15 protein-coding genes are annotated in these 23,785 nt (G+C 66.8%); 10 read left to right on the top strand and 5 right to left on the bottom strand.

What is annotated here, in order from left to right; translation table 11 throughout:
* Positions 1–255: 255 nt before the first annotated feature.
* The 5 genes from HLH35_RS02305 (at position 256) to HLH35_RS02285 (ending at position 9,394) form a co-directional block, all read left to right on the top strand.
* Positions 256–2,943 (top strand): TonB-dependent receptor domain-containing protein, encoded by a 2,688-nt coding sequence (locus HLH35_RS02305; RefSeq protein WP_182977565.1) that lies wholly within the window; start codon positions 256–258, stop codon positions 2,941–2,943.
* Positions 2,943–5,222, top strand: a complete 2,280-nt coding sequence (locus HLH35_RS02300; protein ID WP_182977564.1) for a Ca2+-dependent phosphoinositide-specific phospholipase C — start codon at positions 2,943–2,945, stop codon at positions 5,220–5,222. Before HLH35_RS02305 ends, HLH35_RS02300 begins: the two co-directional genes overlap by 1 nt.
* Complete coding sequence (locus HLH35_RS02295; RefSeq protein WP_220790488.1) at positions 5,219–7,417, top strand: GH92 family glycosyl hydrolase; 2,199 nt, start codon at positions 5,219–5,221, stop codon at positions 7,415–7,417. The genes HLH35_RS02300 and HLH35_RS02295 overlap by 4 nt, the downstream gene beginning before the upstream one ends.
* Complete coding sequence (locus HLH35_RS02290; RefSeq protein WP_182977563.1) at positions 7,414–7,905, top strand: hypothetical protein; 492 nt, start codon at positions 7,414–7,416, stop codon at positions 7,903–7,905. The genes HLH35_RS02295 and HLH35_RS02290 overlap by 4 nt, the downstream gene beginning before the upstream one ends.
* 463 nt (positions 7,906–8,368) lie before the next feature.
* Positions 8,369–9,394 carry a GNAT family N-acetyltransferase gene (locus tag HLH35_RS02285; protein WP_182977562.1) on the top strand — a complete coding sequence of 342 codons (1,026 nt, stop codon included), beginning with the start codon at positions 8,369–8,371 and terminating at the stop codon, positions 9,392–9,394.
* 83 nt (positions 9,395–9,477) lie between these two features.
* Here the strand turns inward: HLH35_RS02285 and HLH35_RS02280 are convergent, their stop codons facing one another.
* The 5 genes from HLH35_RS02280 to HLH35_RS02260 form a co-directional block, all read right to left on the bottom strand.
* Positions 9,478–11,805, bottom strand: coding sequence for a xanthine dehydrogenase family protein molybdopterin-binding subunit (locus HLH35_RS02280; protein ID WP_182977561.1), 2,328 nt, complete (start codon positions 11,803–11,805; stop codon positions 9,478–9,480).
* On the bottom strand, positions 11,798–12,271 hold the full coding sequence (locus HLH35_RS02275; RefSeq protein ID WP_182977560.1) for a (2Fe-2S)-binding protein: 474 nt from the start codon (positions 12,269–12,271) through the stop codon (positions 11,798–11,800). The genes HLH35_RS02280 and HLH35_RS02275 overlap by 8 nt, the downstream gene beginning before the upstream one ends.
* A gap of 28 nt (positions 12,272–12,299) precedes the next feature.
* Positions 12,300–13,646, bottom strand: coding sequence for a c-type cytochrome (locus HLH35_RS02270; RefSeq protein ID WP_182977559.1), 1,347 nt, complete (start codon positions 13,644–13,646; stop codon positions 12,300–12,302).
* 259 nt (positions 13,647–13,905) lie between these two features.
* Positions 13,906–16,293 (bottom strand): glucose/quinate/shikimate family membrane-bound PQQ-dependent dehydrogenase, encoded by a 2,388-nt coding sequence (locus HLH35_RS02265; RefSeq protein ID WP_182977558.1) that lies wholly within the window; start codon positions 16,291–16,293, stop codon positions 13,906–13,908.
* A 139-nt stretch (positions 16,294–16,432) separates the two neighbouring features.
* A complete protein-coding gene (locus HLH35_RS02260; RefSeq protein WP_182977557.1) occupies positions 16,433–17,923 on the bottom strand; it encodes a mannitol dehydrogenase family protein in 1,491 nt (496 codons plus the stop codon).
* 236 nt (positions 17,924–18,159) lie between these two features.
* On the opposite strand from HLH35_RS02260, the gene rpmI reads away from it, so the two are divergent.
* From rpmI to lpxB, 5 genes are all read left to right on the top strand, one after another.
* A complete protein-coding gene (gene rpmI, locus HLH35_RS02255) occupies positions 18,160–18,363 on the top strand; it encodes a 50S ribosomal protein L35 (RefSeq protein WP_114729229.1) in 204 nt (67 codons plus the stop codon).
* A 14-nt stretch (positions 18,364–18,377) separates the two neighbouring features.
* Positions 18,378–18,737 (top strand): 50S ribosomal protein L20, encoded by a 360-nt coding sequence (rplT, locus tag HLH35_RS02250; RefSeq protein ID WP_182977556.1) that lies wholly within the window; start codon positions 18,378–18,380, stop codon positions 18,735–18,737.
* A 318-nt stretch (positions 18,738–19,055) separates the two neighbouring features.
* Complete coding sequence (pheS, locus tag HLH35_RS02245) at positions 19,056–20,126, top strand: phenylalanine--tRNA ligase subunit alpha (protein WP_182977555.1); 1,071 nt, start codon at positions 19,056–19,058, stop codon at positions 20,124–20,126.
* A 3-nt stretch (positions 20,127–20,129) separates the two neighbouring features.
* Positions 20,130–22,607, top strand: coding sequence for a phenylalanine--tRNA ligase subunit beta (pheT, locus tag HLH35_RS02240; RefSeq protein ID WP_182977554.1), 2,478 nt, complete (start codon positions 20,130–20,132; stop codon positions 22,605–22,607).
* Positions 22,608–22,612: 5 nt separating this feature from the next.
* Positions 22,613–23,785 (top strand): lipid-A-disaccharide synthase, encoded by a 1,173-nt coding sequence (lpxB, locus tag HLH35_RS02235; protein WP_182977553.1) that lies wholly within the window; start codon positions 22,613–22,615, stop codon positions 23,783–23,785.

The raw sequence follows: 23,785 nt of genomic DNA, 5'->3' as shown, positions 1-23,785 counted from the left end.
CGACGGGCGCGGCCCTGGCGGGCCGCTCTCGTTCGTCAGAGCGTATTTCCGGGTGGGTTCTGATCCATTCCGGTTGTCATTTAACTTTCACGAAAACGAGAGACGGAAATTCGGGGCGTGGGGCAACTCACTGGTGTCCTCCATCCACCATGAAAAGCCCGGATAGATCCTGTGAAAAGAAAGACCCCGCGTCCTCGACCTGTGTTCGGTGCCGCTTTTTCTCCCTTCCCTGTCTTTGGCCTGGCCATGGCCTCCATGGCCACGCTGCCGTTGGTGCTGCCCTGTGCGGCCGTTGCGCAATCATCCGCCGAGAAGGATTTTTCCATTCCGGCGCAGCCTCTGGCGTCTGCCCTGACGCAGTTCAGCCGCCAGTCGGGCGTGCATGTGGCGGTGGATGGGCATGATGTGGAAAATGTCCGCTCCAGCACCGTACAAGGCAGAAAGACGCCGGAGCAGGCGCTCGACGACATGCTCAAAGGCACCGGGATTTCGGTGCGCTCGAAGGCGGATGGGGTGTGGCTGCTTCAACGCGCTGCGCGGGCCTCGGCCACGCCGGCATCGCTGCGGGAAGGCGAGGCCGTGATCGTGACCGGCCGTGCGTCGACCAGGAAGCAGCGGAAGATCGATGCCAGCTACGCGATCACCACCATCTCGCAGGAAGATCTGCGTGTGCGGGGGACGTCTTCGGTGTCCGAGGCGCTGAAGAACACGCCCGGTTTCTGGGTCGAGGCCTCGGGCGGTGAAGTGGGTGCCAATATCCGGGCGCGCGGTATTCCGGTGGATGGGTATGGATCGGTCCAGCTTGAGGAAGACGGGTTGCCGATCCAGTCGGACCCGGCTTTGGGTTATCTGAACGCGGACGATTCGTTTCGTATTGATGAAACGATGAAGCAGATCCAGGTGGTGCGTGGCGGGCCGAGCTCGATCGTCGCGCAGAATGCGCCGGGTGGGCTGGTCAATTTCCTGTCGCGGCGGGGGACCAGCAAACTGTCGGGGCTGGCCAAGCAGACGTTCGGCGATGACGGGCTGTACCGCACCGATGCCTGGCTGGGTGGACCGGCCGGCGCCTGGCGCTGGAGCCTGGGCGGGTTCTACCGGGTGGAGAACGGCGTGCGCGACCCCGGTTTCCGCGCCAATTCGGGCGGGCAGATCCGCGCCAATATCAGCCGCGATTTCAGCCATGGCGGCAGCGTCTTCGTCGATTACAAGCACATGGACGACCGGACGGCGTTCTTCCCGGACATTCCTGTGACCTACGACAAGTCGGGCAACATCACGTCGCTTCCCGGTTTCAATGCCAATACCGGCAATTATGCGTCTACCGCGCTGGAGAATGCGTATCTGCCCGGCCCCGGTGGCAGCACGAAGCATATCGACCTGCAGAGCGGCATTCATATCAACCTTCATCAGGTGACGGCCGGCTTCAGGCATGATCTGGCGGATGGGTGGCATCTGTCCGACACGTTCCGTTATCGCGCGATGAATGCGACCTGGACCGTGCTGTCACCCAGTGCGGTGACGCAGTCCGGCGCGCGTCTGGCCGGGCTGGCCAGTGCCGGGTCGATGTTCGCCGGCGCCACCGGCTGGCAATTGCGTTACCTGAATGACCCGAGCCAGCAATTCTCCTCGGCGGTGACGGGCAACAATTATGTGACCGATGCCTCGCTGCGCGCGGTGTGGATGAACGAGCATGAGGTCATGAACGACTTCAAGCTGGAGAAATCCTTCTCGTTCCTCGGCCATCATGATGTGGCGATGGGGGCGTTCGTTACGTATTTCAACGAGGATTTCACGCGCTATTCGGCCAACATGCTGCTGGACACCACGTCGCATGCCCAGCGCCTGAACATCGATGCCGTGGATGCGGCGGGTAATGTCGTGGGGTCGATCACCCAGAACGGCTATACCCGCTACGGTACCGAATTTGCCAACGGGCATGGCGATGATACCGACGTTGCGGGCTATGCGACGGATGAATGGGCCATCACGAAGAAGCTGCGGGTGGATGCCGGCGTGCGCTATGAGGCGCAGCGGACCAGCGGCCTGGTGGAAGGTAGCCACAGTGTGGTGGCGGGTGCGGCGCCTTATCTGTCCAACATGCTGTCGGGCAACGGGGTCTATACGCCCTATCATGCCAGTTTCGCCGGGTTCGGCGGCACGATCGGCGTGAATTACCAGCTTCAGCCCAATCTTGGGTTCTTTGCCCGCTTCACGCGTGCCTATCGCCTGCCCAGCCTGGCGTCTTTCATCACCAATCCGGTGGCGGTGCCGATCACGCAGAAGATCTTCATGTATGAAGGCGGTGTGAAATATCAGTCGCGCTATGCGGATCTTTTCCTGACCGGGTTCAATACCGACTATCCCAGCTACGGGATCAACAATCTGGTCTTCGACGTGAAGACGGGGTCGTACAACCAGCAGGCGATCACGGCGACCACCCATACGTATGGGCTGGAATTCGAGGGGACGATCCGCCCCAGCAAGTATTTCGACGTGGTGTTCTCCGGCACCGCGCAGAATGCGCGGTTCGGCAAGATGCGCTATCTGGTGCTGAGCAACGGGTCGCCCAATCTGCTGGATTATACCGGCAACCATCTGCTGCGGACGCCGCCGGTCATGTTTCGCGTGACGCCGCGCCTGCATCTTCTGGACGGCAGGCTGCTGTTGCAGGCCGATATCGAGCATTACGGGCTGCGCTATGCCGATGTGGCCAATACCCAGCGCCTGCCGGCCTATACGGTGATCAACTTTGGTGCGACCTATGCGATCACGCCTTATCTGACCTTCAATCTTTCCGGTCAGAACCTCAACAACTCGCTTGGCCTGACGGAGGGCAATCCGCGTGCGGGTGAGGTGCTGAGTTCGCAGGCGGGGCAGAATGTGTTCCTGGCGCGGCCGATCCTGGGGCGGAATTTCCGCCTGTCACTGATGGGCCAGTTCTGATGGCCGTCCGGTTCCCCCGTCGCGCCGGGCGCGTGGCGGGGGGTTGTTTGCTGGCCCTGTTGCTGCTGCCGGGGGTGGCGCCGGCATCCGGGGCGGCGGAGGAGGTGCGGCTGGACCAGATCCAGGTGATCGGGTCGCATAACAGCTATCATGCCGGGCTGGCGCCCCCGATCGCGGCGCTGCTGGCGCGACGCGATCCGAAGGCGGCGCAGGGGCTGGAGTACGCGCATGCGGACCTGCCGGCGCAGTTCGACCGGGGGATCCGGCAGATCGAGCTGGATGTCTATGCGGACAGTGCGGGCGGGCGGTTCGCGCATCCGCAATCGGCGCGCTGGCTGGCGGAGGCGGGGTTGCCGCCCGCCGATACGGGCGATGGGGCCGTCATGCGGCGCCCCGGCTTCAAGGTGATGCATATCCCCGATATCGACCAGCGGGCGACCTGCCAGCCGCTGCTGGCCTGTCTGGGGCAGGTACGGGCGTGGTCGCGGGCGCATCCGGGGCATCTGCCGCTGTTCGTGCTGCTGGAGATCGAGCAGGGATCGCGGCCGCCGCTGACCGAGCCCGAGCATTTTACCGCGCGGAGCTTCGATGCGCTGGACGGGGAGATCCGTTCCGTCTTCGCGCCGGGGGAGGTGCTGACGCCCGATCAGGTGCGGGGTGAGGCGGCGAGCCTGCGGGATGCCGTTGCGGCGCGTGGCTGGCCGGGTGTGGATGCCGCGCGGGGGAAAATGGTCTTTCTGCTGGATCAGCGGTCGAATCGTGACCTGTATCTGAAGGATCATCCGGGGCTGCGGGGGCGGGTTGCCTTTACCAATGCGCCGCCCGATGCCGAGGATGCGGCCTTCACCGAGCTGAATGACGGGCCGCCGGAGGCGATTGCGGAACTGGTGCGCCGGCACATGCTGGTGCGTACGCGCGCCGATGCGGATACGCGGGAGGGGCGCAGCGGCGACCCGGCACGGCGCGATGCGGCGCTGGCCAGCGGTGCCCAGCTTGTCAGCACCGATTACCCGGATTTCGAGCCGGCGCGCTGGACGGGCTATCGCGTGGGGTTCGGGACCGGGCTGGCGGCGCGCTGCAACCCGGTGACCGCGCCGGCATCCTGCCGGGATGCGGCGATCGCGCCGCGTGCGGCCGACGCGCTGCGCCTGCGCCGGCTGGTGCTGGTGGTGCGGCATGGTCTGCGCTCGCCGCTGGCCGACCAGGTGCCGTCGCGCGCGCTGGTCGATCATGCATGGCCGGTGTGGACGGGAACGCCGGGTGACCTGACGCCGGAGGGGGCCGCACAGATGCGCCTGCTGGGGGCGTGGGAGCGGGTGCTGCTGGCGGGCAATGACGTGCCGGGGTTTGCGGCCGACGGGTGCCCGGCGCCCGATGCGCTGCGGCTGCGGGCAAATTCCAGCCGGCGGACGGTGGCCAGTGCCGAGGTTTTTGCCATGGGCCTGGCGCCGGGTTGCCCGGTTGCGGTGCGTCATGAGCCGATTGGTGTGCCGGACCCGATGTTTGCGCCGGTTGAAGCGGATGCGGGCCAGGTGGATTTGCGGGCGCTGCTGCCGCGCCTGCGGGAAGAAGCCGCCGCTGCCGGGTTGCTGGCGGGGCCGCCGCACGAGGGGCTTGCGGTGCTGCGGCGGCTGATGGGCTGTCCGGGACGGGGGGCGCTTTGCGTCGATGACGGGGCGCCGGCGGTGCTGGATGTCGATGCGTCGGGCCGGCATCTGACCCTTTCGGGATCGTTGCTGCCGGCGTCGTCGGCGGCGGAGGCGATCATGCTGGGCTCCTTGTCCGGCCGGCCTGCCGCTGCGGTGGCGTGGGGGGCCGTGCGCGATGAGGATTTTGCCGGCCTGTCCGGACTGCATGCGGCGATGCTGCATGTGATGACGGGATTGCCGGCGCTGGCGCCCGTGCTCAGCCAGAAGCTGCGCCCGGCGATTGCGGCGGGCCTGACCCGTGCCGATGGCCCGGCTGTGGCGGTGTGGCTGGGGCATGACAGCACGATCGTGCCGCTGCTGGCGCAGCTTGGGCTGCATGTGCATGCGCCGGGCTATGCGATGGATGATGTGCCGGTGGGCAGTGCGCTGGGCTTTGCCCTGCTGACGGATGCGCGGGGCGGGCATCCGGTTGTGCAGGTGCTGTTCCAGTCGCAGGCGCCCGGCCGGCACCGGGCGGGGGATGAGCGCGATCCGCCGGATATGGCCTATCTGGCCGTGCCGGGCTGTGGGGGCGGGGCTGTGTGCCCGCTTGCGACCTTTACCCGTCTGCTGGGGGTGTCGTCACCGTGAGACGCTGTGCCGTTCTTGCCTCTGTTCTTCTGGCGGTTTCCGGATCGGTCGTGGGGCGTGCGGCCTGCGCGGAGGATCTGGTCGATCTGGTGCATCCGCTGATCGGGACCGGTGGCGGCCCGATCGGCTATGGGCGCACCATGCCGGTGGTGACGCCGCCCTTCGGCATGACGGGGTGGGTGGCGCAGACGCGGCAGAGCGGCCACCCTGGCCTGTCCTACTATTACAAGGACCGGTCCATTTCCGGTTTTGTCGGCACCCATCAGGCGGCGTTGTGGATGGGGGATTATGGTGAAGTGGTGATCATGCCCGAGAGCGGCGAGGCCCGGACCCTGCCTGCCGAGCGGGCATTGCCGTTCAGCCATCGGGACGAGGTGGCGCGGCCCGATTATTATCGGGTCGTCATGGGGGAGGGCGGGCAGGCGATCCGTGCCGAGATGACGGCGGCGGCGCATTCGGCGCTGTTCCGCTTCCGCTTTCCCGCCGGGGCGGCGCGGCGGGTGCTGGTGGAGGCGAGCCGCGCGGGCGTGGCGGGTGGTGTGCGGGTGGACGAGGCGAAGGGCGAGATTGCGGGATATAATCCCCGCCGTTCGGATGCCGATCTCGGCCCGCTGACGCTGCCGCGCTTTCGGGGCTATTTCGTCGTTCAGTTCAGCCGGCCGGCGCGGATGAGCACCTATCCGGCCATGCCGGCGCCGGATCGGCCGACGGGGGCGTTTGCGACCTTCGATGCGGGGACGGATGAGGTTGAGGTGCGGGTGGGTACCTCCTTCATCAGCGTGGAGCAGGCGCGGGAGAATCTGCGGCGGGAGATTCCGGGGTGGGATTTCGAGACTGTTCGCAGGGCGCTGCATGATGTCTGGCAGGAGAAGCTGGACAGGATTGCGGTCGAGGGGTTGAACGGGGAGCAGCGGCATATCTTCTATACGGCGCTGTACCATGCGCTGCTCTATCCACGGTCGCTTTCGGAATATGGGCGCTATTACAGTGCATTTGACGACCGTGTGCATGAGGGCGACAGCTATACCGATTTCGCGACCTGGGATGTGTTCCGAGCCGAATTCAGCCTGCTGACGCTGGTGGCGCCCGAGCGCATCGGGGGGATGATCCAGGCCCTGTTGCAGGATTACCAACAGGGGGGTTGGATGCCGAAATGGCCCAACCCGTCCTATACCAACATCATGATCGGCACCCATGCGGATGCGCTGGTGGCGGAGGCGATCGGCAAGGGGTTTACGGGGTTCGACCGGGCGCTGGCCTGGGAGGCGGTGCGCAAGGATGCGACGGTGCCGCCCGATGGCGATGCGACGAATGACTGGCGCGACCGCAAGCCGGGCACGCCGTACGAGGCGCGGGGCGGGCTGAGCTATGCGCTGCGACTGGGCTATGTGCCGGCCGACCGTACGGCGGAGGCGGCGTCCGGCACGCTGGACGATGCCTATGATGATTGGTGTGTGGCGCAGGTTGCCAGGGCGGTCGGCAGGCAGGCGGATTATGAACAGTTCCTGCGCCGGTCGGGCGATTACCGGACCATCTTCAATCCGGCCACGCGGTTTATGCAGGCGCGCAATCTCGACGGATCGTGGGCGGGGCCGGATGTTGGATGGACCGAGGGCGGGAAGTGGGTCTACACGTTCGACGTGCTGCATGATGTCGGCGGGCTGATCGGGTTGATGGGCGGGCGGGATGCCCTGGCCGCGCGGCTGGATCGCTATTTCGACGGTGATTACAACTGGCACAGCAACGAACCGTCGCATCATGTGCCTTATCTTTACGATTTCGTCGGGCAGCCTTGGAAGACGCAGGAGCGGGTGCGCGCGATCATGCGGACGGAATATGCCGACCGCGTGTCCGGGCTGGATGGCGACGATGATTGCGGGCAGATGTCGGCCTGGTATGTGTTTTCGGCCCTGGGATTCTATCCGGTGAATCCGGCGTCCGGCATCTACATGATCGGTTCGCCCCTGGTCTCTCGCGCGCGTTTGCGGATGGGGGATGGGCGGGTGTTCAGCGTCGTGGCGGACCGTGGAGCGGCGGAGGCGCCCTATATCCGGTCGGCGACCCTGGATGGCGTGGCGCTGGCATCGCCCATGGTGACGTATCGGGACATGGTGGATGGCCGCACCCTGTATCTTGTCATGGGGGCGAAGCCGAGCCGGTGGGGGGCGTCCTGGGTGGCGCCGGGTGCCCGATGATGAAAAGCGTTCTGATTGTCCTGTTCGTCGCTTGCCTCGGCCTGCCTTCTTATGGGCGGGAGCCGGACGGGTTTTCGGGAATATGGTGCCTGGACGAAGAAGAAAGCGATTATCGCGATCTTCAGGAGCCGGAGGCGCGGACGGATACGATCATCGACCGGGGGGAGCGTATCACGGATGTCATCGTCGCGACGGCGCGGGGGCGGGTGCAGCATCTGACGCTCGAACTGCCGACCGATGGCCGCGTTGTGACGCTTCCGGAGCGGACCGTGCTGGGGACCAGCACGCTGCGCACCGTCGCGGCACGGCGGGAGGGGCCGGTGCTGGTGGTGACGCACGGGGTCAGGGCCGGCGATACGGCGCGGGTCGTCGTGACGCGCTGGGCGCTGTCCGCGGACCGGGCGCGGCTGGTCATGACCGTTCTGTCGGAGGATGGGCGGCGTGTGGTGGGGGTGTTGGTCTTCGGGCGCGTGGTGCCGTCGCGATAGGAGGCTGTTGCAAAAGCCCCGCTGGTGGCGGTTTCCTGCGCTCCGCCCCGATGTTCAAAAACCACCGCCAGACGCGTGGCTGGCGCCACGCTTCCACTCACCATCGGAGCTTTTGAAACAGCCTCTGCAGGCCGGCGATCATCATCGCGTGATGATGGGATCTGACCGCCCACAAATCACCTTCGTGGGGATGCGGGAGCGGCAACCAATGGGGGGATGGCGTCGTTCCTTTGTAAGGGCCCGTCTGGACATGCGCGCTGGTGGTGATCCGGCGCGCATTTTTCAAACAAGCTTTTTGTCCGTCGGGGCAGGGAGGGGCTGAGGGGTATTTGTAACAGGTGGGTATTTGTAACAGGACTGTATGATGGATGAAAATATAACGGGAATATAACCATCAATTGATTGTGTCTTTTTGTTTATTATAACTAATAATAATCAAAATATTAACTAATGAGTGGCAAAAATGTCAATTAACCTGCCTCGTGCTCTGTTTAATGGAAATAAAGAAAATACTGATCCTGATATCCTGTTTTCGGTATGTCTTGGGCCCAGGAATGCGAAGCATCCCGATCCGTTCAACGAAGAATGGTGGATGGATGCCGCCACCAATGGAAATTTTGAAATTCTGGAGATCCGGCACGCTGGGGTCCTGCGGCTGAGCATGCCGCTGTTCCTGTCGAAAAGGATGGGTTTTACGTGTATCGGCATGCCGATCTATACGCGGACCCTGGGGCCGACCTTTTATCTTCCGCCATCGAAGCCTTTCAAGCATGCGCAGAATGTCCGAAACCTGATCGAGGAACTTGTCGGGCGCCTGCCCCGGCATGACAGTATCCGGATCAGGCTTCCGCCCGGTGACGAATCCACCTTCGGCTTTTCGTTGCAGGATTTCAGCTGCGAGGAGCAGTTTACATTTCGTGTTCCATATCCTTCTGATATTCAGGCGATATGGAAGAACTGCGACCAGAAGACGAGAAATGTCATACGGTCGGCGCAGCAGCAGGTTTCGGTCGAGTACGGGTATGATTTTTCCGATTTTGTGCGGCTGTCGCTGTTGAACAAGTCGGAGAAGGAAAACAAAAATGACTTCCAGACGATGGAGCGCATCTTCAATGCCGCCAGGGCGAGAAATCAGGCCGTCATCGTAACGGCGCGGAACCGGGATGGGAAAAGCGTCGCGGCCGTTATTATCGTCTGGGGGGCGGTCAACGCGTATTTCTGGCAGTCGGCGCGCGATCTGTCCTGCGGGGTCGGCGGGGTGAATGCGCTGCTGCTCTGGAAATCCATCGAACTGGCCGACCGGATGGGGCTGACATTCGATTTCGACAGCTATGGATCGGTCAGCAGCGCGAAGTTTCTGGCCGGTTTCGGCCTGTCGCCGCTGGTCCGGACGGAAGTGTCGCGGCAGATCGTTCCGTATAAATTGTTCAAGCTGGCTAATGGAATGATGCTGAAGCGGGCGAAGGCCGGGGCCGAGCTGAGGGCCTGAGCGGAGACGCGCGCGGGCAATCCTCCCGGCGCGCGTCTCCCGAGGGGCCCGGTTCGAACGGCTCTGTTCGAACCGGGGCGGCGTCAGGTGGCGGCGCTACCCTTTTCCTTCAATGCGCGCAGCACGTCTGCCGGGCGGATCGGCAGGTGGCGCATGCGCACGCCCACGGCGTTGAAGATCGCATTGCCGATGGCGGGGGCGACGACCGTGGTGCCGGGTTCGCCCAGGCCGGTCGGTTTTTCGGTGCTGGGGAGGAATTCGATTTCCATCTCCGGCACGTCGGCGATGCGCAGCGGGGTGTAGGTGTTGAGGTTGCGGTCGCGGGGCAGGCCGCCGACGATCTCCGAACCCTCGAACAATGCCATGCTCAGGCCCCACAGGGCCGCGCCCTCGGTCTGGGCGCGGGCGCCGTCGGGATCGACGATGGTGCCGGCATCGACCACGATCGTCAGTTTCTGGCAGCGCACGATGCCGGTGGCGCGGTCGACATGGACCTGGGCGGCGCAGGCGATCCAGGTCGGCATGCCGCGTTCCTGGCCGAAGGTGGTGGCGATGCCCAGGGCGGTGTCCTTGGGCAGGGTGCGGCCCCAGCCCGCCTTTTCCGCCACGCGGCGGACGACGGCGGCCTGGCGCAGGGCGCCGCCGGTGGAATCGGGCGCCTCGCCCTTGTTGCGGCCGGCGCCGGTGAGGTGCTCCAGCCGGAACTGGACCGGGTCCTTGCCCTGGATATGGGCGATTTCATCCCATGAGGATTCCAGACCCCAGCTCACCCAGCCGGGGCTGACCGAGCGCAGCCAGCCGGGGCGGAAGGTGCGGTTGGCGAGATCGTTGGACAGCGCGCGGACGCGCAGCGGCCCGACCTCGTACCAATGATCGCCGCCGGCGATGGCGAACGGGTCGTACGGCTTGCCGTCCACGCCCTTGGACATGAAGGCGGCCGCCATCACCTGCGTCGGCCAGCCGGCGGAGGCGTGGTACTCCATGGCCGTGATCGCCTTCTGGCCGTCGAAGGCGACGCGGATGCGCTGGATCGAGGGCGAGCGGAAGGAATCGAACTGCATGTCGTCCGAGCGCGTCAGGATCAGCTTGACGGGCTTGCCCAGTGCCTTCGACGCCAGGGCCGCCGGGATCATGTAGTCGCCGTTCAGCCGGCGGCCGAAACCGCCGCCCAGCAGGTAGCTGCGCAGGACGATGCTCTTCTCCGGCCGGTCGAGCGCCTTGGCCAGTGTCGGCAGGATCAGCGACTGCCACTGGTTGCCGGCGTGGATTTCGAAGATGCCGTCTTTCTCGAACGCCAGCGCGTTGGTGGGTTCGAGCTGGTAGTGCATCACCGAGGCGCAGGTGTAATCCTGCGAGAAGGTGGAGGCGGCGGCGGCGAAGGTGGAATCCACGCCCTTGTCGTCGAACACCATCACGCCGCCATCCTTGCGGTCGATCTGGGTGCGGCCGTGGTCGATAATGTCCTTTTCGGAGACGTTGATCGTCTCGCCGGGCGTCCAGTCGACCTTCAGCAGGTCGGCGGCGCGGATCGCGGCGCTGTAGGTGCTGGCGATGGCGACCACCCAGCCCTGTACGACCTCCGACGGGTCCTCGATCACCAGATAGCGCTGGTAGCCCTTGATGGTGCGGGCGGCGCTGTCATCGACCGAACGCACGCGCGAGCCGTAGCGGGTGGGCGGCATCTTGGGGCGGGCATAGACCATGCCTTCGACCTTGGCGTCGATGCCGTAGATGGCGGTGCCGTTGGTCTTGGCCGGGATATCCAGCGCCTTCAGCGCCTCGTTGCCGATCAGGTGGCGTTCGCTGGCCGGTTTCAGCGGCAGCTTGGCCAGCTCATCGGGCGTGAAGCTGCGCGTGGGGTGGGCGCGGGCCACGATGTCGCCGTAGCTGATGCTCTTGGTGCCGGCGATCACCATGCCGTCGCGGGTGGTGCACTGGGCGGCGGGGACGCCGAGCAGGGTGGCGCCGGCATCGGTCAGGGCGAGGCGGGCGGCGGCGCCGGCCTGGCGGAAGACGTCCCATGTCATCCACACCGACCAGCTTCCGCCGGTGACCATCAGGCCCCATTTCGGGTCGCTGTCCACGTAATTGATCTTCACGCGGTCCCAGTCCGCGTTCATCTCGTCGGCGATGATGCGGGCCAGGGCGGTGCCGACATGCTGGCCCATTTCGGCGCGGATGATGTTGACGGTGATGGTGCCGTCGGGCGCGATGGCGCACCAGATGGTGGGCTCGAACGCGCCGTCGCCGGGCAGGCCGGGTGTGACGAACTGCTGGGCGGCGCGGGCGGCGGGGAAGCCGAACATGACGCCCGCGCCCACGGCCGCCATCAGGAAACCGCGCCGCGAGAGGCCGTTCGCGGCCTCGTTGCCGGCCCGCTGGCCGAGTCCCATCCGACCGAGCTTACCCATTGGACGGTTCTCCCCGCGTGGCCGCAGCGGCCTTCTTGATGGCGTCGCGAATGCGGATATAGGTCATGCAGCGGCACAGCGAGCCGCCCATGACGGCGTCGATATCCTCGTCGGTCGGCTGCGGGTAGTCGTGCAGCAGGCTGGCGGCCTGCATGATCTGGCCGGACTGGCAGTAGCCGCATTGCGGGACCTGGAGATCCTTCCAGGCTTCCTGCACCGGGTGGTTGCCCGCCGGGTCCAGACCCTCGATGGTCGTGATCTCCGCGCCCTGTACGGCCGAGACCGGCGTGATGCAGGAGCGGGTGGCGCGGCCGCCCACATGCACGGTGCACGCGCCGCACATGCCGATGCCGCAGCCGAACTTGGTGCCGGTGAGGCCGACTTCGTCACGGATCACCCACAGGAGCGGGGTGTCGTCGGGAACGTCGACCGATACGTCTTGGCCATTGAGCCGAAAACTCGTCATGTCGGGACTCCGTTTCTCAATGGGGTTCTCAATGGGACGCGGCGACCGGCGGGGCGGGAAGCGTCGCGCGGACGGCGGCGGCTTTCTTCTCCAGGTCGGTCCAGGGCGGCAGGGTGGTGCGGGTGCGGCGCAGATAGGCGGCGAGGCGCGCCAGGTCGGCATCGGTCAGCGCATGGTAGAAGCTGGGCATGGTGATGCCCGCCTGTCCTTCCTCGGTGCCGATGCCGCGCAGGATGACCTGATAGAGGTTGGTCGGCTCATCCAGCCACAGCGCGTTGTTCAGGGCCAGTTCGGGGCGGCCCAGCACCGGCTTGGCGCCGGTATTGGCGTGGCAGGCCGAGCAGGCGGCCTGATAGAGCCGTGCGTCGGGGTCCGACGTCTGCGGCGTCGTCAGGTCGCGGGTCGAGCTGGCCATCGCCGCCGTCAGGTGCTGGGCGTCGCCGGGCTGGCGGGCGTCGGCGTGGTCGATATTGGCCAGGTAGTGGGCGATGGCCCGCACGTCGGCTTCCGGCATCTCGCTCAGGCCGCCATGGACCACGGGGGACATCGGGCCGGCGGCGCTGCCGTGCAGCGGGGCGACGCCGTAGCGCAGATACTGGAAGAATTCGTCTTCCGTCCAGGTGACGGGGGTGGGGTTGGTGGCGTTGAGCGGCGGGGCGATCCAGTTATCGACCGGGGCGCCGTCATAGGGGGCGCCGGCCTTTTCCGCACCCATCGCGTTGCGCGGGGTGTGGCAGGCGCTGCAATGGCTCAGCCCCTCGGCGAGGTAGGCACCGCGATTCCACTGCGCGTCATGCGCCGGGTCGTTCTGGTAGGCGCCCGGATGGAGGAACATCAGCTTCCAGCCGGCCTGGAGGATGCGCATGTTGAACGGGAAGGGGAGCGTGTTCTCGCGCTTGACCGAATGCACCGGCTTCTGCGCCATCAGATACGCATAGACGTCGGAGATGTCGCCGTCGGTCATGTGCGTGAAATGATCGAACGGGAAGGCTGGGAACAGGTTGGCGCCGTCACGCGACACGCCGTAGCGCATGGCGCGGGTGAAGGCGGCCAGCGACCAGCGCCCGATGCCGGTCTGGGCGTCTGGCGTGATGTTGCTGGAATAGATGGTGCCGAACGGTGTGGCCATGGCGTAGTCGCCGGCCAGGGGGATGCCCGGCTGCCCGTCGCGCCTTGTATGGCATTCCGCGCAATAGCCGCCGGCGGCGAGGACGCGTCCGCGCTCGATGCTCTCGGCGGAGAAGCTGGTGGCGGCTGGTGGCGCGATCGGGGCGATGGCGGGATGCAGCGCATAGGCCAGGAAGCCGACGCCGGCGATCGCGCCGAGGCCGACCGCGCCGGCGGCGAGGCGCAGGATGGCGGTGCGGCCGATCATGAAGGATCTCTGGTGGATGGAAGCCGCATGGTGTCACCCCTCTGTCATGCGCGGTGGCAGGTCGCCGTATGTGCGGACCTCCGGGCATGAAAAGCGGGTTTCCATCCCTGTCCGTCTTGTGCCGGGCGGCCCCCTCTTATGGAGCCGCCCGGCAGCCTGCAACCTGTCGGAAGCATTGTGACAAAATCTTAATCAATAAACCGTGAATTTTAACAATCACAAATTATTGATAATTTCGCCACAGGCAGAGGGTTGACGGTCAGTGGGCCTCCGGCAGGGCGTAGGCCACCACGTAATCGCCCAGCTTGGTACCGAACGAGCCGTGGCCGCCATCGGCCGTGACGATGAACTGACGCCCATTGACCGCATAGCTCATCGGGGTCGACTGGCCGCCTGCGGGCAGGCGGTCCTGCCAGAGCTGGCGGCCGGTGGTGACGTCATAGGCGCGGATATAATAATCGGCCGTCGAGGTCAGGAAGGCGACGCCGCCCGCCGTGGTCAGCGGACCGCCCAGGCTGGGGATGCCCACCTTGAAGGGCAGGGGGACCGGGGCGCTGTCGCGGATCGTGCCGTTGCGGTGCATCCACACGATCTTGTTCGTCGCCAGGTCGATGCCGGCCAGATAGCCCCAGCCCGGCTGCTTGCAGGGCAGGCCCAGCGGCGACAGGAACGGGTTGAGCGTCACGCCATAGGGCACGCCGAACTGCGGCTGGACCCCGGTTTCCGAGCCCGAGGGCTTGGAGCCGTCCGGCGAGGCCGGGTTGTTGGGGCCACGGGGGATCAGGCGCGAGACGAAGGGGATGGCGATCGGGTTGGCGATGGCGATCTGCCGCTGCGGATCGACCGCCAGGCCGCCCCATTCGAACATGCCCAGATTGCCCGGGAACACCAGCGTGCCCTGCAGCGACGGCGGGGTGAAGGGGCCGTCATAGCGCAACTGGTGGAACATGATGCGGCACATGAGCTGGTCGAACATGGTGCCGCCCCACATGTCGGCATCCGTCAGGTTGTTCTTGGGACGGAAGGTCAGCTCCGAGAAGGGCTGGGTGGGGGAGAGATGGTCGCCCGGGGCCGGGCCCTGCGGCACCTTGGTCTCCGGCGCGGGGACGATCAGCGTGCCGGTGCGGCGGTCGAGCACGAAGATGTTGCCGGTCTTGGCCGGGGCGTAGAGCGCCGGCACGATGTCACCCGACGCGGTGCGGATATCGACCAGGCTGGGCTGGGCGGGGATATCCATGTCCCACAGATCATGATGGACGGTCTGGTAGGACCAGGCCAGCTTGCCGGTATCGGCGTTCAGCGCCACGATCGCACTGGCATAGCGCTCGGCGTCCGGGGTGCGGTTGCCGCCCCAGATGTCGGGGGTCTGCACGCCCATGGGGATGTAGATCAGGTTCAGTTTCGGGTCGTAGGACGACACGATCCAGGAATTGGGCGAGTTGGGGACGAAATGATGCGTCTCGGACGGCATTTCGTTCGGGTCGGGGTTGCTGGGGTCGAAGGCCCAGATCAGCTGGCCGGTATAGACGTCGAAGCCGCGGGTGACGCCCGAGGGTTCATGCGTCGAGTAATTGTCCATCACCGCGCCCGAGACGATGACGGCCTTGTCGGTCACGACCGGCGGCGACGTGGCCTCGTAGAAGCCCGGCGTCTGGACCGTCATGTGTTCCTGGAGGTCGATCACGCCGTTATCGCCGAAATGGGCGCAGCGTTCGCCGGTCTCGGCGTCCAGTGCGTAGAGATGGCCGTCATTGGTCGGCAGGAAGATGCGGCGCGGGCAGTCGTTCGGGGCCTGCGCGCCGTCGATCGTCTCGGCGCCCGGCTGGGTCTCATGATAAGAGACGCCACGGCAGGTCATGTGCTGGAAGGTGGCGTTGTACGTGATCTTGGGATCGAATTTCCACTTCAGCTTGCCGGTCGCGGCGTCCAGCGCGAACAGGATCTGGTGCGGCGAGCACAGATAGACCGTGTCGCGGATCTTGATCGGCGTGACCTCGTCGGTGAATTCGCCCGGATCGTCGGGCCGCTTCACGTCGCCGGTGCGGAAGGTCCAGGCGACTTTCAGGTCGTGCGCGTTGGCCGGGGTGATCTGCTTCAGCGGGCTGAAACGGTCGCCGAACTGGGTGCGGCCATAGGCCTGCCAGTCTTCATCGGGCATCGCGGTGGCGTCGCCCGGCGTGGGCGCGTTGCTGGCGAGTTGGGGCAGGGAGCCCGCCTTGTCCTGCGGGTCCTGGAGCAGGGCGCCGGCGACGACCGCGATCGCGGCGACCACGGAGGCGCGCAGCGGCAGGACGGTCGCCACGCCGGCAGGGGTGAGGTGGCGCGTGACCGGCGGCAGCAGCAGCCAGATGCCCAGCGGCACCAGCACGTCGCCGCGCGGAGCGAGGGCCCAGAAATCGAAGCCGACTTCCTTTACCGCCCAGACCATCGTGCCGATCAGCAGCAGCGCGTAGACCCACAGGGCCTCGCGCCGTCCACGGAACAGCAGCCCCGCCGTGACCAGCATCGCCAGGCCGGCGATGACGTAATAAGGCGACCCGCCGAGCGTGGCGAGCCAGGCGCCCCCGGCCAGCAGATAGAGGCCGATCAGGATGAAGATCCCGGCGGTAATGGTCAGTACGGGAGGCGTCCCGTTTCGATTTTTCATGAGCTATCCGATAACTGTTAAAAACGGATTGCGACTGCGCGACGCGGTGTCGAAGCGTCGCGATCGCGGCGGCCATGCGGTCCGTAACAACGTTTCGGCCCTATGTGAAACGATATCAAGTTTTCGTGTCATTGGGCGGTCAGGAGGACGGGGCGGAATCCGGGGGGCTGACGAGCTGGCGGAGGCAGGCGCGGGTGCCCCCGGTGCGCAGTGCGGTAAGGGTCTGGGCGAACAATTCCACGAAGGCCGGATGGTCGCGCAGGCCCCAGCCGGCGAAGACCGACATGTCCAGCGCCTTTGTCGGGTCCGCGTCCGCCGCCAGGGCCAGGTCGTCGGGGCCCAGATGGGGTTCGTGGATCTCGTACGTGGCGCCGTTATCGTCGTGGCCGCGCAGATATTCGGCGAAGCAGGACAGCAGGAAGGCGATGCGCGACGCATCCGCGCCCCGTGCCAGCGTGCCCTCGGCCGTGGGGCGGACGAAGACCGGCAGTTTCGAGGCGCTGTCGGAGGCGATGCGGGGAAGCTGGTCGCTGATGGCCACGTTGCTGAAGCGGCGCAGGAGCTGTGCCGCGTATTCGTGCAGTTCCATGCCCGGCGGGGCCTGGAGCAGCGGCTCGGCATCCTGGGCGAGGTAATGCTCCAGCAGCGCCACCACGTCTGGATTGTGCATGATGTCGCTGACGATGCGGTAGCCCATCAGCATGCCCGGCAGGCCCAGCATGGAATGCGAGGCGTTGAGCATGCGCAGCTTGACCTGCTCGTAGGGCGTGACGTCGCCGGTGAACAGGACGCCGACATCCTCCAGTGGGGGGCGGCCGGCGCAGAAATGATCCTCGATCACCCACTGGATGAAATCCTCGCAGAAGACGGGCACGCGGTCCTCGACCCCGCTGCCGGCATCGAGCCGCGTGATGTCCAGCGGGCCCACCGCGGGCGTGATGCGGTCGACCATGGTGCTGGGGAAGGTGACTTGGGCTTCGATCCAGTCGGCCAGGTCGGCGTCGCGGGCGCGGGCCCAGGCGAGGAAGGCGGTGCGGGCGACGCGGCCGTTATGCGGCAGATTGTCGCAGGACAGGATAGTGAACGGGCCGGTGCCGGCATCGCGGCGCAGGCGCAGGGCCTCGGTCACCAGGCCGAAGACGGTGTGCGGCACCTTGCGGGCCAAATCCTCGGCGATGGCGGGGTGGTCGAGCTGGAAATGGCCGGCCGCGTCCACATAATAGCCGCCTTCGGTGACGGTGAGGCTGACGATGCGGATCGCCGGGTCGGCCAGGCGGCGGATGGCGGCCGCCCGGTCGTCGGGCGCGTGCAGATACTCCACGATCGAGCCGACGAAGCGCACCGTGTCGGGTGCGTCGGCGGGGCATTCGGTCAGGGTGTAGAGGCCGTTCTGCGCCAGCAGCGCCTCGGCCTTGGCGCGTTCGTGCGCGTCGTCCATCACGCCGATGCCCAGGATGCCCCATTGTGCGTTGCCCGGCCGCGCCAGCACGCGGTCGAGATAGACCGCCTGGTGCGCGCGGTGGAAATTGCCCACGCTGAGATGCGCGATGCCGGGGCGGACCGCCGCCCGGTCGTAGGGCGGGATCAGCACGGAAGGGGGCACCGGGCCGAAGGGGGGAAGGATGGGCATGGGATGATCCCTGGTTGAGGGCAGGCCGGCAGGCTGGATGCGTGTCGGCCGGCGGCTTCGAGGGGAATCCCGTCATTGCGGGTCGAAAGAGGGAAGGCAAGGCTTGATTGCGGGGGCGGGTTTGTCTATAGGCAGCGGCCTGTTCGCGCGTCCGGGCCTGAAATGGGCATGCCCGGCCGTGATCGCTGCCTGATCGCCTTGTGCGGTCGCAGCCCGCAGAATTGAAGGAGATGAAAATGCCCAAGATGAAGACCAAGTCGTCGGTCAAGAAGCGGTTCAAGATCACCGCGACCGGCAAGGTGCTGGCTGGGCCGGGCAACAAGCGCCACGGCCTGATCAACCGCTCGCAGAAGATGAAGCGCACCAACCGCGGCTCGCAGACCCTGACCGAAATGGACGGGAAGACTGTGAAGCAGTGGGCGCCCTACGGGCTGGCATAAGGAGCACCTGAAACATGGCACGTGTTAAGCGGGGCGTCACGACGCACGCCCGTCACAAGAAGGTCCTTGCGCAGTCCAAGGGCTTCCGCGGCCGGTCTTCGACCAACTACCGCATCGCTCTCGAGCGCCTCGAGAAGTCGCTGCAGTATGCGTATCGCGACCGCCGGAACAAGAAGCGCGAATTCCGCGCCCTGTGGATCCAGCGTATCAATGCCGCGGTGCGCGAGCATGGCCTGACCTACAGCAAGTTCATCTTCGCGCTGGACAAGGCCGGGATCGAGATCGACCGCAAGGTGCTGGCCGCCATCGCGTTCGACGATGCCGCGTCCTTTGCCGAGATCGTGAAGAAGGCGCAGGCGGCTCTGGCTGCCTGATTGCTCCTTTACGGTTAGTGGTCTGGAACGGGCCGCCCCGCAAGGGGCGGCCCGTTCTGCATTTGGGGGGTTTATTCCCGTCGTCGGAGCCTGTATCCGCGCAGGTCTCGGGTTCTTCAGAGGCTGTTTCAAAACCCCGCTGGTGGCGGCCTGACGGCGATTCTCTGCGCTTCGCGGCGGGCGGCCGATAAGGCCGCTCCGCTCCGATGCTCGAAAATCACCGCCAGCCGCGCGGCTGACGCCGCGCTTCCCCTCACCATCGGGGCTTTGAAACAGCCTCTGCCCCTATTATTGCGTGTCTGTTTCCAGCGAGGTGCCATGAGCGACGATCTCGAAATCCTGCGGCAGGAGACGCTGGCCGCGCTGGCTGGGGCCGGCGACCGGCGGGAATGGGATGCCGTGCGTGTGGGCACGCTGGGTAAGTCTGGCCGGCTGACCGGGCTGCTGAAGGAACTGGGCCGGATGTCGCCCGAGGAGCGCAAGCTGCGCGGCGGAGCGCTGAACCGGCTGCGCGACGATCTGTCGCGCGCCATCGAGGAGCGCGGGGCGGAGATCGAGGCGGCGATCCTGAATGCGCGCCTGGCCTCGGAGCGGGTGGATGTGACGCTGCCGGTGCGGCCCGAATCGCAGGGCATGATCCATCCGATCAGCCGGACGATGGAGGAGATGGCCGCCATTTTCGGCGCGATGGGCTTCAAGGTCGCCGAGGGGCCGGATATCGAGACCGACTGGCATAATTTCTCGGCGCTCAATACGCCCGACCATCATCCGGCGCGCACCGACCAGGACACGTTCTACCTGCCGGCCGAAGCGGGCAGCGGGCGGGAGCGCGTGCTGCGCACCCAGACATCGGGCGTGCAGATCCGCACCATGCTCGGTCAGGAGCCGCCGATCCGCATCATTGCGCCGGGGCGGACCTATCGCGCCGACCATGACGCCACCCATTCGCCGATGTTCCATCAGTGCGAGGGGCTGGTGATCGACCGGGGGATCACGCTGGCGCATCTGAAGGGCTGCCTGACCGACTTCCTGCGCGCCTATTTCGGCCAGCCGAGCCTGCCGGTGCGGTTCCGGGCCTCGTATTTCCCGTTCACGGAGCCGTCGATGGAAGTGGATATCGGCTGGTCGCGCAAGACCGGCGAGATCGGCGGCGGCGGCGACTGGCTGGAGGTTCTGGGCTCGGGCATGGTGCATCCGCGCGTGCTGGCCAATTGCGGGCTGGACCCGCGCGAATGGCAGGGCTTCGCCTTCGGGATGGGGATCGAGCGCCTGACCATGCTGCGTCACGGAATCCCGGACCTGCGTTCGTTCTATGAGAGCGACGTGCGCTGGCTGCGCCATTACGGCACCAGCCCGCTGTCGCCGGCCCTGCTGCATGAAGGTCTGTGATCGATGAAGTTCACCCTGTCCTGGCTGCGCGACCATCTGGACACGACGGCCTCGGTCGATGAGATCTGCGCCAAGCTGAACACGATCGGGCTGGAGGTCGAAGGCGTCGAAGACCCCGGCGCCCGGCTGGCCGCCTTCCGCACCGCCCGCATCATCGAGGCCGTGCAGCACCCCAATGCCGACCGGCTGCGCGTGTGTCGCGTCGATGCCGGGCCGGGCTTCGAGGAGGTGCAGGTGGTCTGCGGCGCGCCGAATGCGCGCACCGGCCTGTCGGTGATCTTCGCGCCGCCGGGCACCTGGGTTCCGGGCCTGGACATCACCATCAAGGCCGGGTCGATCCGTGGCGAGGCCAGTGGCGGCATGCTGTGCTCGCTGCGTGAGCTGGGGCTGGGCGAGGACCATGACGGCATCGCCGAACTGCCCGAGGGCACGGTGACCGGCCTCTCCTATGCCGATTTCGCGGGGCTGAACGATCCGGTGATCGAGATTGCGGTGACGCCGAACCGGGGCGATGCGCTGGCGGTGCGCGGCATTGCCCGCGACCTGGCGGCGGCGGGGCTGGGGCATCTGCGCCCCTGGCTGGCCGAGACTGTCGAGGGGACCTTCGACTCGTCCATCAGCTGGGCCAACGATTTCCCCGAGGCCTGCCCGTGGGTGCTGGGGCGGACCGTGCGCGGCGTGCGCAATGGGCCCAGCCCGGACTGGCTGCAGAAGCGGCTGCGGGCGATCGGGCTGCGTCCGATCTCCGCACTGGTGGATATCACCAATTTCTTCGCTTTCGATCTGGGCCGGCCGCTGCATGTGTTCGATGCCGACCGGGTGACCGGCGGGCGGCTGACGATCTGCCGGGGTGCGGGCGAGAGCTTCCGTGCGCTGGATGGGCGCGATGTGGTGGTGTCGCCCGAGGATTGCGTGATTGCCGATGCGACCGGGGTGCAGTCCCTGGCCGGGATCATGGGCGGTGAGGCGACCGGGGCGACGGACGAGACCACGAGCGTGTTCGTGGAATGCGCGCTGTTCGACCCGGTGCGGATCGCGCTCAGCGGCCGGCGGCTGGGGCTGCATTCCGATGCGCGGCACCGGTTCGAGCGTGGCGTGGACCAGGCGTTGCCGGTGGCGGCGCTGGAAGCGGCGACGCGGATGATCATCGAACTGTGCGGCGGTGAGGCCAGTGAGGTGGTCTCGGCCGGCGAGGCGCCGGCGTGGCAGCGGGAGGCGCATCTGCGCTTCGCGCGGATCGCCGGGCTGGGCGGGCTGGATGTGCCGGCGGACGAGGCCGTGGCCTCGCTGGAAGTGCTGGGCTTCGAGGTGCGCGAGCGCGATGAGGCGCGCGTGGTGGTGGATGTGCCGTCCTGGCGCAATGACATCGCGATGAAGATGGTGCTGGACCAGGCGCCGGATCTTTCGGCCGAGCGGGCCTTTGCCGCCGCCGAGGGGGCTGTGGCGGTCGATTCCGAGTGCGACCTGATCGAGGAGATCCTGCGTCTGCGCGGGCTGGATTCGATCCCGCCGGTCTCATTGCCCGCGCTTTCGGCCGTACCGCTGCCGGCGCTGACGCCGCGCCAGACGCGGACTGCCACGGCGCGGCGCGTGCTGGCGGCGCGGGGGCTGATGGAGACGGTGGCGTATTCCTTCGCGGCGCAGGAAGCGTGTGCGCGCTTTGGTGCGGTGCCGGAGAGCCTGCGTCTGCTGAACCCGATTGCCGCCGATCTGGACCAGATGCGGCCGACGCCGCTGGTGAACCTGCTGGCGGCCATCGAGCGTAATACCGCACGGGGTTATCCGGATCTGGGCCTGTTCGAGGTCGGGCCGGGCTTCTCGGAAGCCGGGCAGAGCCAGATCGCGGCGGCGCTGCGTAGCGGGCATGCGCCGCGCTTCCCCGGCCGGGCGGCCGAGCCGGTCGAGCTGTGGGATGCCAAGGCGGACGCGCTGGCGGTGCTGGCGGTGCTGGCGGCGCTGGGTGCGCCCGTCGAGGGGATCAGCGTGACGGCGGATGCGCCGGGCCATTATCATCCCGGCCGTTCGGGTGTGCTGCGGCAGGGGCCGAAGATCGTGCTGGGCGTGTTCGGGCAGTTGCATCCGGCGCTGCTGGCCGGGCGTGGGCTGGATCGGCCGGTGGTGGGGTTCGAGCTGTTCCTCGATGCAATCCCCGACCCCAAGCGGCGGCGGCGGGCGGCGCCCGAGCTTTCGGCGTTCCAGCCGGTGCATCGCGATTTCGCGTTTGTCGTCGGGCGGGATGTGGCGGCGGAGACCGTGCTGCGTGCGGCGCGGGGGGCTGAGCGGACGCTGATTTCCGGCGTGCGGCTGTTCGATGTCTATGAGGGCGACAAGGTGCCGGAGGGCAGCAAGTCGCTGGGTGTCGAGGTGACGTTGCAGCCGGTCAAGGCCAGCCTGACCGATGCCGAGATCGAGGCCATATGCGGCGCGGTTGTGGCGGCGGTGCAGAAGGCCAGTGGGGCGACGCTGCGGGGGGAAGGCTAGTCCGCATGGCGGAGGCCGCACCGGGGCGAACCGTCTGGATTCTGGCCGGCGAGGCCAGCGGCGATGTGCTGGGGGCGCGCCTGATGGCGGCGCTGCGCCGACGCGACCCGACGCTGCGTTTTGCCGGGGTCGGCGGCACGCGGATGGAGGAGGCGGGATTGCGCAGCCTGTTTCCGCTGCGCGACCTGGCGGTGATGGGGCTGGTGGAAGTGCTGCCCCGGCTGCGGCATCTGTCGCGGCGGCTGGACCAGGCGGTGGCGGATATCGCGGCGACGCGGCCCGATCTGGTGGTGACCATCGACAGTCCCGGTTTTGCGCTGCGGCTGCTGCGCCGCGTCGCGGAGCTGGGCATTCCGCGCGTGCATTATGTCGCGCCGCAGGTCTGGGCGTGGCGGGAGCATCGGGTGCGGGAGTTTCCGGGCCTGTGGGACCGGCTGCTGTGCCTGCTGCCGTTCGAGCCCGATTTTTTCGGTCGGCATGGACTCGATGCGCGGTTTGTCGGGCATCCGGTGCTGCAATCGGGGGTCGATCGGGGGGATGGGGCGGCGTTTCGGGCGCGGCATGGCATTGCGCCGACCACGCCCGTGCTGATCCTGATGCCGGGCAGCCGCCGGTCGGAGGCGCCGCGCCTGTTGCCGGTGTTGGGGCGGACCTTGCGCATCCTGATGGCGACCTGTCCCGGTATCGTGCCGGTGGTGCCGGTCTCGCCCGTGGTGGCGGATGTGGTGCGGCGTGGGGTAGCCGACTGGCCGGTGCGGCCGATCGTGGTGACCGATCTGGCGGAAAAGCACGATGCCTTTGCCGCGGCGGGGGCGGCGCTGACCAAATCGGGGACCTCGACGCTGGAACTGGCGCTGGCCGGGGTGCCGATGGCGGTGACCTATCGGGTCAATCCGATTACGGCGGCGCTGGCGCGGCGGCTGATCCGGGTGCCGTATGTCGCGATGGTCAATCTGCTGGCCGGGCATCGGCTGGTGCCCGAGCTGTTGCAGGAACGCTGCCGGCCGGGCTTGCTGGCGGAGACGGTGCATCGGCTGCTGACCGATGAGCACAGCGCCGCGTTGCAGCGCGCGGGCTTCCGCGCCGTCATGGAGAAGCTGGCCGCGCCCAAGGGCGATCCGGACGATGCGGCGGCGGCGGAGCTGATGGCGGTACTGGACGGGCATTCCGCCGCGTAG

This window comes from Gluconacetobacter asukensis, from assembly GCF_014174375.1.
Lineage (GTDB): Bacteria > Pseudomonadota > Alphaproteobacteria > Acetobacterales > Acetobacteraceae > Gluconacetobacter > Gluconacetobacter asukensis.
Note: the sequence above shows the minus strand (reverse complement) of the source record. Positions and strands in the feature narration are given on the sequence as shown.